The organism is Streptomyces sp. NPDC097981 (assembly GCF_040302565.1).
GTDB lineage: Bacteria > Actinomycetota > Actinomycetes > Streptomycetales > Streptomycetaceae > Streptomyces.
The window spans coordinates 91,251-105,451 of sequence record NZ_JBEORW010000015.1 but is presented as its reverse complement, the minus strand read 5'-3'; the positions used below and the strand labels follow the sequence as shown (position 1 = coordinate 105,451).

General features: G+C 72.1%; 17 protein-coding genes. 16 read left to right on the top strand and 1 reads right to left on the bottom strand.

What is annotated here, in order from left to right:
- Window positions 1-52: 52 nt before the first annotated feature.
- The 14 genes from rimM (at window position 53) to ABTY04_RS17060 (ending at window position 11,530) form a co-directional block, all read left to right on the top strand.
- Window positions 53-610 (top strand): ribosome maturation factor RimM, encoded by a 558-nt coding sequence (gene rimM, locus ABTY04_RS17125; protein WP_352214154.1) that lies wholly within the window; start codon window positions 53-55, stop codon window positions 608-610.
- Window positions 610-1,431: a tRNA (guanosine(37)-N1)-methyltransferase TrmD gene (trmD, locus tag ABTY04_RS17120; protein WP_352214153.1), complete on the top strand. Its 822-nt coding sequence runs from the start codon at window positions 610-612 to the stop codon at window positions 1,429-1,431. Before rimM ends, trmD begins: the two co-directional genes overlap by 1 nt.
- Before the next feature lie 133 nt (window positions 1,432-1,564).
- Entirely contained in the window at window positions 1,565-1,915 is a 351-nt protein-coding gene (gene rplS, locus ABTY04_RS17115) for a 50S ribosomal protein L19 (RefSeq protein ID WP_054226492.1), read from the top strand.
- Window positions 1,916-1,959: 44 nt separating this feature from the next.
- Window positions 1,960-2,727, top strand: a complete 768-nt coding sequence (lepB, locus tag ABTY04_RS17110; RefSeq protein WP_352214152.1) for a signal peptidase I — start codon at window positions 1,960-1,962, stop codon at window positions 2,725-2,727.
- Window positions 2,728-3,061: 334 nt separating this feature from the next.
- The gene (lepB, locus tag ABTY04_RS17105) at window positions 3,062-3,772 is read left to right on the top strand and encodes a signal peptidase I (RefSeq protein WP_352214151.1); all 711 of its coding nucleotides are present in this window, start codon (window positions 3,062-3,064) and stop codon (window positions 3,770-3,772) included.
- A gap of 113 nt (window positions 3,773-3,885) precedes the next feature.
- Window positions 3,886-4,779, top strand: a complete 894-nt coding sequence (gene lepB, locus ABTY04_RS17100; RefSeq protein ID WP_352214203.1) for a signal peptidase I — start codon at window positions 3,886-3,888, stop codon at window positions 4,777-4,779.
- A gap of 44 nt (window positions 4,780-4,823) precedes the next feature.
- The gene (gene lepB / locus ABTY04_RS17095; RefSeq protein WP_352214150.1) at window positions 4,824-5,618 is read left to right on the top strand and encodes a signal peptidase I; all 795 of its coding nucleotides are present in this window, start codon (window positions 4,824-4,826) and stop codon (window positions 5,616-5,618) included.
- Window positions 5,608-6,114, top strand: coding sequence for an NUDIX hydrolase (locus tag ABTY04_RS17090; RefSeq protein ID WP_352214149.1), 507 nt, complete (start codon window positions 5,608-5,610; stop codon window positions 6,112-6,114). The genes lepB (ABTY04_RS17095) and ABTY04_RS17090 overlap by 11 nt, the downstream gene beginning before the upstream one ends.
- Window positions 6,115-6,169: 55 nt before the next feature.
- On the top strand, window positions 6,170-6,478 hold the full coding sequence (locus tag ABTY04_RS17085; protein WP_006139554.1) for a DUF2469 domain-containing protein: 309 nt from the start codon (window positions 6,170-6,172) through the stop codon (window positions 6,476-6,478).
- Window positions 6,479-6,621: 143 nt separating this feature from the next.
- Complete coding sequence (locus ABTY04_RS17080; RefSeq protein WP_352214148.1) at window positions 6,622-6,993, top strand: YraN family protein; 372 nt, start codon at window positions 6,622-6,624, stop codon at window positions 6,991-6,993.
- Window positions 6,993-8,627: a YifB family Mg chelatase-like AAA ATPase gene (locus ABTY04_RS17075; RefSeq protein ID WP_352214147.1), complete on the top strand. Its 1,635-nt coding sequence runs from the start codon at window positions 6,993-6,995 to the stop codon at window positions 8,625-8,627. Before ABTY04_RS17080 ends, ABTY04_RS17075 begins: the two co-directional genes overlap by 1 nt.
- Window positions 8,624-9,874, top strand: coding sequence for a DNA-processing protein DprA (gene dprA, locus ABTY04_RS17070; RefSeq protein ID WP_352214146.1), 1,251 nt, complete (start codon window positions 8,624-8,626; stop codon window positions 9,872-9,874). The genes ABTY04_RS17075 and dprA overlap by 4 nt, the downstream gene beginning before the upstream one ends.
- 209 nt (window positions 9,875-10,083) lie before the next feature.
- Window positions 10,084-10,920 carry an RNA polymerase sigma factor WhiG gene (whiG, locus tag ABTY04_RS17065; protein WP_352214145.1) on the top strand — a complete coding sequence of 279 codons (837 nt, stop codon included), beginning with the start codon at window positions 10,084-10,086 and terminating at the stop codon, window positions 10,918-10,920.
- Between the two features lie 52 nt (window positions 10,921-10,972).
- On the top strand, window positions 10,973-11,530 hold the full coding sequence (locus tag ABTY04_RS17060; RefSeq protein WP_352214202.1) for a TetR/AcrR family transcriptional regulator: 558 nt from the start codon (window positions 10,973-10,975) through the stop codon (window positions 11,528-11,530).
- A gap of 31 nt (window positions 11,531-11,561) precedes the next feature.
- Here ABTY04_RS17060 and ABTY04_RS17055 read toward each other — a convergent pair whose 3' ends face one another.
- Window positions 11,562-12,026, bottom strand: coding sequence for a M23 family metallopeptidase (locus ABTY04_RS17055; RefSeq protein WP_352214144.1), 465 nt, complete (start codon window positions 12,024-12,026; stop codon window positions 11,562-11,564).
- Window positions 12,027-12,276: 250 nt separating this feature from the next.
- Between ABTY04_RS17055 and rpsB the strand changes: the two genes are divergently transcribed.
- On the top strand, window positions 12,277-13,149 hold the full coding sequence (gene rpsB, locus ABTY04_RS17050) for a 30S ribosomal protein S2 (RefSeq protein ID WP_352214143.1): 873 nt from the start codon (window positions 12,277-12,279) through the stop codon (window positions 13,147-13,149).
- Between the two features lie 135 nt (window positions 13,150-13,284).
- On the top strand, window positions 13,285-14,121 hold the full coding sequence (gene tsf, locus ABTY04_RS17045) for a translation elongation factor Ts (protein ID WP_352214142.1): 837 nt from the start codon (window positions 13,285-13,287) through the stop codon (window positions 14,119-14,121).
- The last annotated feature ends 80 nt before the right edge of the window (window positions 14,122-14,201 follow it).

Sequence of the window (14,201 nt, the reverse complement as noted above, 5' to 3'; positions counted from 1 at the left end):
GGGCATACGTGCCCGCCCCGGCCCGTCGTCGTCTGGACAGGAGAGAACGAGAGTGCAGCTGGTAGTCGCGCGGATCGGCCGCGCCCACGGGATCAAGGGTGAGGTCACCGTCGAGGTGCGGACCGACGAGCCGGAACTGCGGCTCTCGCCCGGTGCCGTGCTCCTCACCGAACCGGCGTCGGCGGGCCCGCTGACCATCGAGACGGGCCGGGTGCACAGCGGCCGGCTGCTGCTCCGCTTCGAGGGCGTCAAGGACCGCACCGCCGCCGAGGCGCTGCGCAACACGCTGCTCATCGCGGAGGTGGACCCGGCCGAGCTGCCGGAGGAGGAGGACGAGTACTACGACCACCAGCTCATGGACCTGGACGTGGTGCTGGAGGACGGCACCGAGATCGGCCGGATCACCGAGATCTCGCACCTGCCCTCGCAGGACCTCTTCATCGTCGAGCGGCCGGACGGCTCCGAGGTGATGATCCCGTTCGTCGAGGAGATCGTCGCCGAGATCGACCTGGAGGAGCAGCGCTGCGTCATCACGCCGCCGCCCGGGCTGATCGACGACCGCGCCGAGGTCGTCTCCACGCGGGACGCCGAGGCCGGGGACGACGCCTGATGCGGCTCGACGTCGTCACGATCTTCCCCGAGTACCTGGAGCCTCTGAACGTCTCCCTCGTCGGCAAGGCGCGGGCCCGCGGCCAGCTCGACGTACACGTCCACGACCTGCGGGACTGGACGTACGACCGGCACAACACCGTCGACGACACCCCGTACGGCGGCGGTCCCGGCATGGTGATGAAGACCGAGCCGTGGGGCGAGGCCCTCGACGAGGCGCTGGCCGACGGATACGAGTCCGGCGCGCACGGGCCGGTCATGGTCGTCCCGACGCCCAGCGGCCGCCCGTTCACGCAGGAGCTCGCCGTCGAGCTGTCCGAGCGCCCCTGGCTCGTCTTCACCCCGGCCCGGTACGAGGGCATCGACCGCCGGGTCATGGACGAGTACGCCACGCGGATGCCGGTGTACGAGGTCTCCATCGGCGACTACGTGCTGGCGGGCGGCGAGGCCGCCGTCCTGGTGATCACCGAGGCCGTGGCCCGGCTGCTGCCCGGAGTCCTCGGCAACGCCGAATCGCACCGCGACGACTCCTTCGCGCCCGGCGAGATGGCCAACCTGCTGGAGGGGCCGGTCTACACGAAGCCCCCGGAGTGGCGTGGCCGGGGCATCCCCGACGTGCTGCTCAGCGGCCACCACGGGAAGATCGCCCGCTGGCGCCGGGACGAGGCGTTCCGCAGGACCGCGCAGCACCGCCCCGACCTGATCGAGCGCTGCGAGGCCTCCGCCTTCGACAAGAAGGACCGCGAGATGCTGAGCATCCTGGGCTGGCGGCCGGTCGAGGGCGGCCGATTTTGGCGTAGGCCGGAGGCCGTGGAAGAATAGGCGGCTGCTGTGTGCTCGCGTACGCCCCTGCCACAGGGGGACAGTCGTCCGCCGAGTGACCCGGCTCCCGAATTCTCTACGGAAACCCGCACCGGCGGCCTGTGGCGCCGTGCGAAGAAAGCAGACGAAGAACATGTCTCACCTGCTCGATGGCGTCAACGCCGCCTCGATCCGCTCCGACGTCCCGGCCTTCCGCCCGGGTGACACGATCAACGTGCACGTCCGCGTCATCGAGGGCAGCCGCTCCCGTATCCAGCAGTTCAAGGGTGTTGTCATCCGCCGCCAGGGCTCTGGCGTCTCGGAGACCTTCACCGTTCGCAAGGTCTCCTTCAGCGTCGGCGTGGAGCGCACCTTCCCGGTGAACTCCCCGATCTTCGAGAAGATCGAGCTCGTCACCCGCGGTGACGTGCGTCGCGCCAAGCTGTACTTCCTCCGTGAGCTCCGCGGCAAGGCCGCGAAGATCAAGGAGAAGCGCGACCGCTGATCTCCTCTCCGGGTCCCGGGGGCGGCCGGATAGGCTCGTTCCCGATGGACACCGAAGCAGAGCTCACACAGCGCGGCCACTCCTCCCCCGAAACGGGGGCGGGGCGGCCGCGTTTTGCGTTGTGGAGGCGCCGCGCGCTTCCCGGTTGGCGCGCCGTCCTGACCTGGCGGCGGGCCGGGGTGCTCGGCGTGCTCTGCACCACTTTCCTGCTGCTGATCAGCAATTTCGTCGTACAGCCCTTCCTGATCCCCAGCCGGTCGATGGAGCCGACGCTCCAGGTCGGGGACCGGGTGCTGGTGAACAAGCTGGCGTACCGTTTCGGCGACGGGCCGAAACGCGGGGACGTGGTGGTCTTCGACGGCACGGGGTCCTTCGTGCCGGAGCGCGCCGAGGGGAATCCGATCGGCGAGGCGGTGCACGGCGCGGTCTCCGCGCTCGGGATCGGCGAGCCGTCCGACACCGATTTCGTGAAGCGTGTCGTGGGCATCGGCGGCGACGACGTGGTGTGCTGCGACGCCAGCGGGCGGATCAAGGTGAACGGGGTGCCGGTGCCGGAGCCGTACTTGTATCCCGGCGACACGCCGTCGAAGGTGCCCTTCCGGATCGTCGTACCCGTGGGGACCCTGTGGGTCATGGGTGATCATCGTTCCCAGTCCCGGGACTCCCGGGACCATCTGGGGGAACCGGGCGGGGGGATGGTGCCGGTGGACAAGGTGATCGGGCGGGCCGACTGGATCGGCTGGCCGGTCCCGCGCTGGGGTCCGACAGCCAGGGGTACGGCGACCGCGTCGTCCGGCGGCGGTCATGGGTAGCCGGGGCCGCCAGAGAGGCGGGCGGGTCCCCGAGCCGGAGCCGGATCCGGAACCCGGGCCGAGGCGCGCGCCCCAGCCCCCGCGCGCGCCCGAATTCTGGCGTGCGCCCGAGACTCCGGGCGGCCCCGGGCCCCGGTGGGAGCCCGAGCCCGCCGCGTTCCCCGAGCCCGGGCCCCGGTGGGAGCCCGAGCCCGCCACGGTCCCCGAGCCCGGGCCGGCGCGGGAGCCCGGGTCCCGGCGAGCGTCCAAGGCGCAACCCGTCGCGGCGGAGGGCGGTCGGGCCGAGCGGCGCCGGCTGGCGCGCCGGGTCCGACGGCGCAGGCGAACACGCCGGGTGGGCGAGGTACCGCTGCTGATCGTCGTGGCGCTGTGCATAGCTCTCGTCCTCAAAACGTTCCTCGTACAGGCCTTCTTCATCCCGTCCGGGTCCATGGAGCAGACGATCCGGATCGGCGACCGGGTGCTGGTCGACAAGCTGACCCCGTGGTTCGGCTCCAAGATCGAGCGCGGCGACGTCGTCGTGTTCAAGGATCCGGGCGGCTGGCTCAAGGGAGAGACCGCGCGCCCGGCCGCCGACCCGGTCGGCGTCAAGCAGATCAAGGAGACGCTGACCTTCATCGGCCTGCTGCCCTCCGCCGACGAACAGGACCTGATCAAGCGGGTCATCGGCGTCGGCGGCGACCACGTCGTGTGCTGCGACGCCCAGGGCCGGGTCACCGTCAACGGGGCGCCGCTCGACGAGCCGTACGTGAACCCGGGCAACGCCCCCTCCGACATCCGGTTCGAGGTGCAGGTGCCCCCGGGACGGCTCTTCGTCATGGGCGACCACCGGGCGAATTCGGCCGACTCCCGCTTCCACCTCGACGAGGCCTTCGACGGCACCATCGACGAGAAGGGGGTCGTGGGGCAGGCCGTCGTCATCGCCTGGCCGTTCGACCACTGGCGCAAGCTGGAACAGCCCGCGACCTTCCGCACGGTCCCCGATCAGGCGCGGAGCGGGCGACGCGGGCGCCGTGGGCGCCGTCGTGGGCCACCGTTCGCATAGTGTGTCCTCGGTCTCCCGAGCCTTAGGGAACTCCCGCTCGTTAAGGGAGGGGAGGGCCCGTGCCCGATCCGGTACGGGCGGCGATCTGCGAGTGAGGAGTGGATGTGGGGGATGTGGCGGTAGGCGCGCGATCCGGACGCGACGAAGGTGAGGAGCGGCCGGACGATGCCGAGCGCGAGGCCGAGGACGGTGGTGCCGAGGCGCGCCCGCACCGCTCGTTCTGGAAGGAGCTCCCGCTCCTCGTGGGCATCGCCCTGCTGCTCGCCCTGCTGATCAAGACCTTCCTGGTACAGGCGTTCTCGATCCCCTCCGACTCGATGCAGAACACCCTGCAGCGGGGCGACCGGGTGCTCGTGGACAAGCTGACCCCGTGGTTCGGCTCGGAGCCCGAGCGCGGCGAGGTCGTGGTCTTCCACGACCCCGCGAGCTGGCTGGCCGGGGAGCCCACCCCGGAGCCCAACTTCGCGCAGCAGATCCTCAGCAAGATCGGTCTGATGCCGTCCGCGGACGAGAAGGACCTGATCAAGCGGACCATCGCCATCGGCGGTGACACGGTCGAGTGCAAGAAGGGGGGACCGGTCATCGTCAACGGCAAGGCGCTGGACGAGCCGTACATCTACCCGGGCAACACCCCGTGCGACGACGCCCCGTTCGGCCCGATCACCGTGCCCAAGGGCAAGATCTGGGTGATGGGCGACCACCGGCAGAACTCCCAGGACTCCCGCTACCACATGCAGGACTCCACCCAGGGCTTCGTGCCGGTCGACAAGGTCGTCGGGCGGGCCGTGGTCGTGGCGTGGCCGATCACCCGCTGGGCGACGCTGCCCGTCCCGGACACCTTCGACCAGCCGGGCATCGGGAACCAGACCAAGGCGACCGCCATGGGTCTCGGGGCCGCCGGACTGGGGCCCGTCGGGCTCGGCCCGGCCGCACTGGGCCTCGCCGGCGCGGTTCCGGTCGTGATGTGGCGCCGGCGGAGGCTGACCAGCGGGACTACCGGCAGGTAGGGTGCCGCCCAGGTCGTCGATCCCGGAAGTGTGGGGGCGCTGCAATGGGCGGAACGCAGGCAAGCGGTACTGAAGGAATACGCGGTGGCAAGGACGGCCGCGGCGGTCTCGGCCATGTGCTGTCGGGACTCGCCGTGGCCGTCGGCTTTGTGCTCTTCCTCGGCGGCTTCGTGTGGGGGGCGTTCGTCTACCAGCCCTACACGGTGCCGACCGACTCGATGATGCCGACGGTGAAGCCCGGCGACCGGGTGCTCGCCCAGCGGATCGACGGCGGACAGGTGCGGCGCGGCGACGTGGTCGTGTTCACTGATGCCATGTGGAGTGACTCGCCCATGGTCAAGCGGGTCGTCGGCGTCGGCGGCGACACCGTGAAGTGCTGCGGCCAGGGCGGCCGGCTCACCGTGAACGGCAAGGAGCTCGACGAACCGTACATCGAGCACACCAAGCCCGCGGCCGGGGCTGCGGGCACGGGTCTGGGCGTGGCCTCCGACACGCCGTTCGAGGTGACCGTGCCCGAGGGCAACCTCTTCCTGCTGGGCGACCGGCGGTCCGCCTCGCTCGACTCCCGGGCCCATCTCCAGGAGGCCGGCCAGGGCACCGTGGCCCGGTCGGCGGTCCGCGCCCGGGTCGACGCCCTCGCCTGGCCCTCCATGACGATGCTGGAGCGGCCCGGCACGTACGCCGCCCTGCCCGGCGGGACCTCGAAGCCGGGGCCGCTGCGCCTCCAGCTGGCCGCGGTGGTGGCCGGAGCCGCCCTGGTGGTGCTGGGAGCCGCGTACGGGCCCCTCGTGCGGGTCCTGGGGCGCGGGCGGCGGCGGGAGCCGGCCGGTGTCCGCTGACGCGGCCGCGGCGGGCGGCCCCCGCAAGGTGTCACGCGTGATCCTGCTGGACCCCGCGGACCGGATCCTGCTGCTGCACGGCTTCGAACCGGACGACCCGGCGGAGAACTGGTGGTTCACCCCGGGCGGCGGACTGGAGGGCGACGAGACCCGGGAGCAGGCCGCGCTGCGGGAGCTCGCCGAGGAGACCGGGATCACGGAGGTGGAACTGGGGCCGGTGCTGTGGCACCGGTACTGCTCCTTCCCGTTCGACGGGCGGCGCTGGGAGCAGGACGAGTGGTACTACCTGGCCCGCACCACCCGGACGCGGACCGAGACGGGCGGGCTCACCGAGCTGGAGCGGCGCAGCGTCACCGGTGCCAGGTGGTGGACTTCCGAGGAACTTCTCGCGGCCCGTGAGACGGTGTATCCGACCAGACTCGCCGAGTTGCTCCGTACGCTGCTCGACGACGGTCCTCCGGGTGCGCCGGTGGTCCTGGCCCCGGAAATCGTTTAGGGGCGCACGGGCCTGGCGCACAATAGGGGGACGCACGGCTGAAGGGGAACATGCCATGAGCGCCGAGGACCTCGAGAAGTACGAGACCGAGATGGAGCTGAAGCTCTATCGCGAGTACCGCGACGTCGTCGGGCTGTTCAAGTACGTGATCGAGACCGAACGCCGGTTCTACCTCACGAACGACTACGAGATGCAGGTGCACTCGGTCCAGGGGGAGGTGTTCTTCGAGGTCACGATGGCCGACGCCTGGGTGTGGGACATGTACCGGCCGGCCCGCTTCGTGAAGCAGGTGCGGGTGCTGACCTTCAAGGACGTGAACATCGAGGAGCTCAACAAGAGCGATCTCGAGCTGCCGGGCAGCTGACGCCCGCTCCTTCGCCGCCCGCGCGCGTCCCGCTTCGGATTCCCCCTCAGGAGTGAGGGGGTTGTCCACAATGCCCGGGCTGTCCACCAAGATCCACAGGGTGGGCGGGAGCGCGGGATCGTCGGGGGCGGAGGTGGTGCCCGATGAACGCGAAGGGCGTGGCACAGCAGGCATTGGGGCGGTACGGCGAGGAGCTCGCGGCGCGGCGGCTGACCGAGGCCGGGATGACCGTGATCGCACGGAACTGGCGGTGCCGCAGCGGAGAGATCGACATCGTCGCGCAGGACGGGGACGCCCTCGTCGTGTGCGAGGTCAAGACACGTCGGCCGGGGCGCTTCGAGCACCCCATGGCCGCCGTCCGCCCCGGCAAGGCCGAGCGATTGCGCCGGCTCGCCGGGCGCTGGCTCGCCGACCACGGCGGACCGCCCCCGGGCGGGGTGCGCATCGACCTCGTGGGAGTCCTGCTGCCGTGGCGCGGTGCGCCCGTGGTGGAGCACGTCCGGGGGGTGGCGTGATGGGGTTCGCACGCGCCTGCTCGGTGGCTCTGGCCGGCGTCGACGGAGTGGTGGTGGAGGTCCAGGCCGATCTGGAGCCCGGAGTCGCCGCCTTCACCCTGGTGGGGCTGCCCGACAAGACCCTGGTCGAGAGCCGGGACCGGGTACGGGCCGCCGTCGTGAACTCCGGCGCCGCATGGCCGCAGAAGAAGCTCACCGTCGGGCTCAGCCCGGCCTCCGTACCCAAATCGGGCGCCGGCTTCGACATGGCCGTCGCGGCAGCGGTGCTGGCTGCCGCGGAGGTGGTCGACCCCGCCGCGATCGCCGACCTGGTGCTCATCGGGGAGCTGGGGCTGGACGGCCGGGTCAGGCCGGTCCGGGGCATCCTCCCGGCGGTCCTCGCGGCGGCCGACGCCGGGTACCGGAACGTGGTGGTGCCGCAGCAGTGCGCCGCCGAGGCCATGCTCGTCCCGGATGTCTGCGTGCTCGGCGTCCGCAGCCTGCGCCAGCTGATCGCGGTCCTCACCGACGGGGAGGTCCCCGAGGAGGAAGCACCGGATCCGCAGGGGCGGCCGGACCCGATGCTGGCCGGGCTCGTGGTCCCGGGCGCCGGGCTCGGCACGGGGATTTCCCGGAGCCGGGCCGGGGAGGGCGGGTCCCCCGATTTCCCCGACCTCGGCGACGTCGCCGGCCAGCACGGCGCCCGCCGGGCCCTGGAGGTGGCCGCCGCCGGAGGCCACCACCTCTTCCTCAGCGGCCCACCGGGAGCCGGCAAGACGATGCTGGCCGAGCGGATCCCGTGGATCCTGCCACCGCTCTCGCGCCAGGACTCCCTGGAGGTCACGGCCGTCCACTCGGTCGCCGGGATCCTGCCGCCGGGCGAACCGCTGGTCGACCGGCCCCCGTACTGCGCGCCCCACCACTCGGCGACCATGCAGTCCCTGGTCGGCGGCGGAGCCGGGGCGCCCCGGCCCGGCGCCGTCTCCCTGGCCCACCGGGGCGTGTTGTTCCTGGACGAGGCCGCCGAGTTCAGCACCAAGGCGCTGGACGCGCTGCGCCAGCCCCTCGAATCGGGGCACGTGGTCATCGCCCGGGCCGCCGGGGTGGTGCGGCTGCCCGCCCGGTTCCTGATGGTGCTGGCGGCGAACCCCTGCCCGTGCGGGCGGCACACCCTGCTCGGCGCCGGCTGCGAATGCCCGGCCTCGGTGGTCCGGCGCTACCAGGCGAGACTGTCCGGGCCGCTGCTGGACCGGGTGGACCTGCGGGTGGAGGTACAGCCGGTCACCCGCTCCGACCTGCTGGGGCGCGGCGGTCGCGGGGAGGCCACGGCAGCCGTCGCCGACCGGGTGCGGGAGGCCAGGGACCGGGCCGCGGCCCGGCTCGCCGACACCCCGTGGCGGCTCAACGCCGAGGTGCCCGGGCACGAACTGCGGACCCGCTGGCAGGCGGCTCCCGGGGCGTTGGCGCAGGCCGAGCGGGACCTGGAGCGCGGGCTGCTCACCGCCCGCGGGCTGGACCGGGTGCTGCGGGTCGCCTGGACGGTGGCCGACCTGAGGGGCCGCGACCGCCCCGAGGCGCTGGACGTGGCCGTCGCCCTCGAACTGCGGACCGGAATCGCCCGAGGGGCGGCCCTGGCCATGGGAGCCGCGTCATGAGCGCCGCTGCCGGGCCCGAGCCCGCCGGGACGGGAGCCGCGGCCGGGCGTGAGCCGGACGCCGAGACCGCGGCGGCGGTCGGGCCCGGCCCGGAGCTGCTGGCCCGGGCGGCGCTGACCCGGGTGCTGGAGCCCGGCGACGAGCTCGGAGGGCGGTGGCTGCGCCAGCACGGCGCCGTCGCTCTGATACGGCTGCTGACCGGTCCGGACACCAAGGCGTCGGTCCTGGCCGGGGCGGGGGAGCAGCGGCTCGCCGGATACCGCAGACGGGCGGCGCTGGCCGACCCCCGGCGGGACCTGGCGACCGCAGCCCGGTACGGAGGGCGGTTCATCTGCCCCGGCTCGGCGCAGTGGCCGACCCAGCTGGACGACCTCGGCGACGCCCGGCCCGTCGGCCTCTGGCTGCGGGGCCGGCCGGACCTGCGGACCTGGGCGCTGCGCTCCGTCGCCGTGGTCGGGGCCCGGGCCTGCACCCCGTACGGGGCCCACATGGCCCAGACCCTGGCCGCCGGACTCGCCGAGCGGGGCTGGGTGGTGGTCTCGGGAGCGGCGTACGGGGTCGACGGCGCGGCCCATCGCGGGGCCCTCGCCTCGGGCGGTGCCACCGCCGCCGTGCTCGCCTGCGGGGTGGACGTCGCCTACCCGCGCGGACACGCCGGGCTCCTCGGCCGGATCGCCGGACAGGGGCTGGTGCTGGGGGAGCTGCCGCCCGGCAGCCACCCGACGCCCAGCCGGTTCGTCCTGCGCAACCGGGTCATCGCCGCGCTCACCCGGGGCACCGTGGTGGTCGAGGCGGCCCACCGCAGCGGCTCCCTGGTCACGGCCCGGCGGGCGCAGCAGCTCGGGCGGTTCACCATGGGCATCCCCGGACCGGCCACCAGCGGGCTCTCGGGCGGGGTGCACGAACTGCTGCGCGGCGAGGCCGTGCTCGTCACGGACGCCGCGGAAGTGGTCGAACTGGTCGGCGGCATGGGTGAACTGGCCCCCGAGCGGCGCGGCCCGGTGCTCGCCCGGGACCTGCTGGACCGGGACACCGCCCGCGTGCTCGAAGCCCTCCCCGCCGGCCGCCTCGCGCACGCGGACGAAGTGGCCCTCGCCGCGGGCACCGGTCCCGATGAAGTCATCGGCAGACTGTACGAACTTCACTCTCTGGGGTTCGTCGAACGGCAGGGCGAGGGCTGGCAGTTGACCACACGATCACCTGAGGGAGGCACACAAACCGGTGGTACCCGGCGAGGCGGTCGTTGACCTGGGGTGTTCCGGTGAAAGAGTGAAGCCGATGAGAGACGAGGTCTTCCCGGTGGCGGTCGCCGGGACCGGGCGCCAGGCGCCGGTCCCGGGTCGCCCGCGCGAGTCAGGACGCCCCGGGGCCCGTGCGCGATCCCGTACTCTTCGCGCACCGCGACACTCCCGTCACGCTACGCTCCCAAGGAATCCGGCTCCGGCAAAGGCGAAGCATGCCCCAGCACACCTCAGGGTCTGACCGCGCAGCGGTGCCCCCCGCTGCCCGCGGCAGCGTGCGGTCCACCGCGCCCTCGTCCCTGGAGGTGCTGTGGCGCTCGTACAAGGAGAGCGGCGACGAGCGGCTGCGGGAGCAGCTGATCCTGCACTACTCGCCCCTGGTGAAGTACGTGGCCGGCCGGGTCAGCGTGGGCCTGCCGCCCAATGTGGAACAGGCCGACTTCGTCTCGTCCGGGGTGTTCGGGCTGATCGACGCCATCGAGAAGTTCGACATCGGCCGGTCCATCAAGTTCGAGACGTACGCGATCACCCGGATCCGGGGCGCGATGATCGACGAGCTGCGGGCCCTGGACTGGATCCCGCGCTCGGTCCGGCAGAAGGCGCGGGCCGTGGAGCGGGCCTACGCCACCCTCGAAGCCCAGCTGCGCCGCACCCCGACCGAGCACGAGGTCGCCGGCGAGATGGGCGTCGGCGTGGAGGAACTCCACGCCGTGTTCAGCCAGTTGTCGCTGGCCAACGTGGTCGCCCTGGAAGAGCTGCTGCACGTCGGCGGGGAGGGCGGCGACCGGCTCTCGCTGATGGACACCCTGGAGGACACCGCCGCCGACAACCCGGTCGAGGTGGCCGAGGACCGCGAGCTGCGCAGGCTGCTGGCCCGGGCCATCAACACCCTGCCGGAGCGGGAGAAGACCGTGGTGACGCTGTACTACTACGAGGGCCTCACACTGGCCGAGATCGGCAACGTCCTCGGCGTCACCGAGAGCCGCGTCAGCCAGATCCACACCAAGTCGGTGCTCCAACTACGCGCAAAGCTGGCAGATGTCGGGCGCTGACCCAGCGCCACCTCCGTAAAGTGGAGACGTGCCCAGGATTCGAGCGGCCTCCGTGGCCGAGCACCGGTCGATGCAGCGCGCAGCCCTGCTGGATGCCGCGCGCTCCCTGCTGTCCGAAGGCGGGACGGAAGCACTGAGCTTCCCCGCCCTGGCGGAGCGCACGGGCCTCGCCCGCTCCTCCGTGTACGAGTACTTCCGCTCCCGCGCGGCCGTGGTCGAAGAGCTGTGCGCGGTGGACTTCCCCGTCTGGGCCGCCGAGATCGAGGCGGCGATGGAACAGGCGCCGTCCCCGGAGGCGAAGGTCGAGGCCTACGTGCGGAGCCAGCTCGGGCTGGTCGGGGACCGGCGGCACCGGGCCGTGGTCGCGATCTCGGCCAGTGAGCTGGACGCCGGGGCGAGGGAGAAGATCCGTGCCGCGCACGGGGGGCTGGTGGCGATGATCGTGGAGGCGCTCGGCGCCCTCGGCCACGAGCAGCCCCGGCTCGCCGCGATACTGCTGCAGGGGGTGGTCGATGCGGCGGTCCGGCGCATCGAGCTCGGCGCCGCCGAGGACCCCGCCGTGGTCACGGAGGCGGCCGTCGCCATGGCCCTGCGCGGCGTGCGGGGCTGAGGCCGCGGGGGCTCGGCCCGGGCCTCGCGGCTCAGTCGCCCGCCGCCGGAAGCGGCAGGAGTCTCGGGGTGGGCCGGGGGAGCAGGGTCAGGGGGTTCAGGTAGGCCTCGCCGGACAGCAGGCCCCAGTGGAGGCAGGGCTCCCCGCAGTGCGCGCCCTCCGTGAGGACCGCGACCACCTGGCCCGCCGTGACGTCCTCGCCCTCGGTGACCAGCGGCCGGACCGGTTCGTACGTGGTGCGCAGGCCGCCGGGGAGGGTGAGGGAGAGGACCCCGCGGCCGGCCACCGGGCCCGCGTAGTGGACCCGGCCCGGACCGACCGCCCGGAGTTCCGCGCCCACCGGGGCGGCCAGGTCCACCCCGCGGTGCCCCGCCGCGTAAGGGGTCGGGGGCGGGTCCCACCAGCGGGCCACCACCAGTGGGGGCGGGAGGGGGCGGCCCGTCGGCACGAGCGCCTGGGCCAGGGTCAGGATGAGCGTGAGCAGCAGTGTCGTCATACCGTCCAGGTTGCCGCGCCGTCGCGCAGCGTGAGCGTGCCTGTGGACGGGCGGCCGGGTGTGGACAACGGCGTCACCTGGCATACCGCCCGGTCCCGTACACTTCTTACGGCGATCCGGGTCACCGGGTCGACTTCGCACGCCCCAGCACCAGCCGCTCAGGCCGGGTGAAAGCGTCTCTCGGTCCCCTCTCCGGGGGCAGGGCGCGGTGGGGCGTCAGGAACCAAACCGAGAAACCAAGGAGATGGCCATGGCCGTCGTAACGATGCGGGAGCTGCTGGAAAGCGGCGTCCACTTCGGTCACCAGACCCGTCGCTGGAACCCGAAGATGAAGCGCTTCATCTTCACCGAGCGCAACGGCATCTACATCATCGACCTGCTCCAGTCGCTGTCGTACATCGACCGCGCCTACGAGTTCGTCAAGGAGACCGTTGCCCACGGCGGCTCCATCATGTTCGTCGGCACCAAGAAGCAGGCCCAGGAGGCCATCGCCGAGCAGGCGACGCGTGTCGGCATGCCGTACGTCAACCAGCGCTGGCTGGGTGGCATGCTCACCAACTTCTCCACCGTCTACAAGCGCCTCCAGCGTCTGAAGGAGCTTGAGGCGATCGACTTCGAGGACGTCGCCGCCTCGGGTCTCACCAAGAAGGAGCTCCTGGTCCTCTCCCGCGAGAAGACCAAGCTGGAGAAGACCCTCGGTGGTATCCGCGAGATGTCGAAGGTTCCCAGCGCCGTCTGGATCGTCGACACCAAGAAGGAGCACATCGCCGTCGGTGAGGCGCGCAAGCTGCACATCCCGGTCGTCGCGATCCTCGACACCAACTGCGACCCCGACGAGGTCGACTACAAGATCCCGGGCAACGACGACGCGATCCGCTCCGTCACCCTGCTCACCCGCGTGATCGCCGACGCCGTCGCCGAGGGCCTCATCGCCCGCTCCGGCGCTGCGACCGGTGACTCGAAGCCGGGCGAGAAGGCCGCCGCCGAGCCGCTCGCCGAGTGGGAGCGCGACCTGCTTGAGGGCGAGAAGAAGGCCGACGACGCCGAGGCCGCCCCGGCCGAGGCCGCTGTCGAGGCCCCCGCCGCCGAGGCTGCCCCGGCTGCCGACGCCGAGCAGGCCTGACCCACTGAGAGCGCCCGGCGTTCACGCGCCGGGCACTCACAGCACGGACGATGACGGCGGGGGAGCCGCGCCACAAGCGCGGCGCCTCCGCCGTTCACCCGTAGATCTACGACTTCGAGAGAGAATCACAGACTCATGGCGAACTACACCGCCGCTGACGTCAAGAAGCTCCGCGAGCTCACCGGCGCCGGCATGATGGACTGCAAGAACGCGCTGGTCGACTCCGACGGTGACGTCGACAAGGCCATGGAAGCGCTCCGTATCAAGGGTCAGAAGGGCGTCGCCAAGCGCGAGGGCCGTTCTGCCGAGAACGGTGCCGTCGTCTCCCTCATCGCGGACGACAACACCTCCGGTGTCATCGTCGAGCTGAAGTGCGAGACGGACTTCGTCGCCAAGGGTGACAAGTTCCTGGCCGTCGCCAACCAGCTGGCCGCCCACGTCGCCGCCACCTCCCCCGCCGACATCGAGGCGCTCCTCGCGTCCGAGATCGAGGCCGGCAAGACCGTCCAGGCGTTCGTGGACGAGGCCAACGCCAACCTCGGCGAGAAGATCGTCCTGGACCGCTTCGCGCAGTTCTCCGGCGGTTACGTCACGGCGTACATGCACCGCACCATGCCCGACCTGCCGTTCCAGATCGGTGTCCTGGTCGAGCTCGACAAGGAGAACGCCGAGGTCGCCCGCGGCGTCGCGCAGCACATCGCCGCGTTCGCCCCGCAGTGGCTGTCCGCCGAGGACGTCCCGGCCGAGAAGGTCGAGTCCGAGCGCCGCATCGCCGAAGAGGTCACCCGCGCGGAGGGCAAGCCCGAGGCTGCCATCGCCAAGATCGTCGAGGGTCGCGTCAACGGCTTCTTCAAGGAGGCCACCCTCCTCGGCCAGCCGTACGCGCTGGACAACAAGAAGTCCGTCCAGAAGGTTCTGGACGAGGCCGGTGTCACCCTGAAGCGCTTCTCGCGCATCAAGGTCGGCATCTGAGTCCGTCCGTACAACGACGGACACCGGACCCCGGTAGGGTCTGAAGCAGTCGTCCGCGTACGCGCGGAACGACCGCAGAT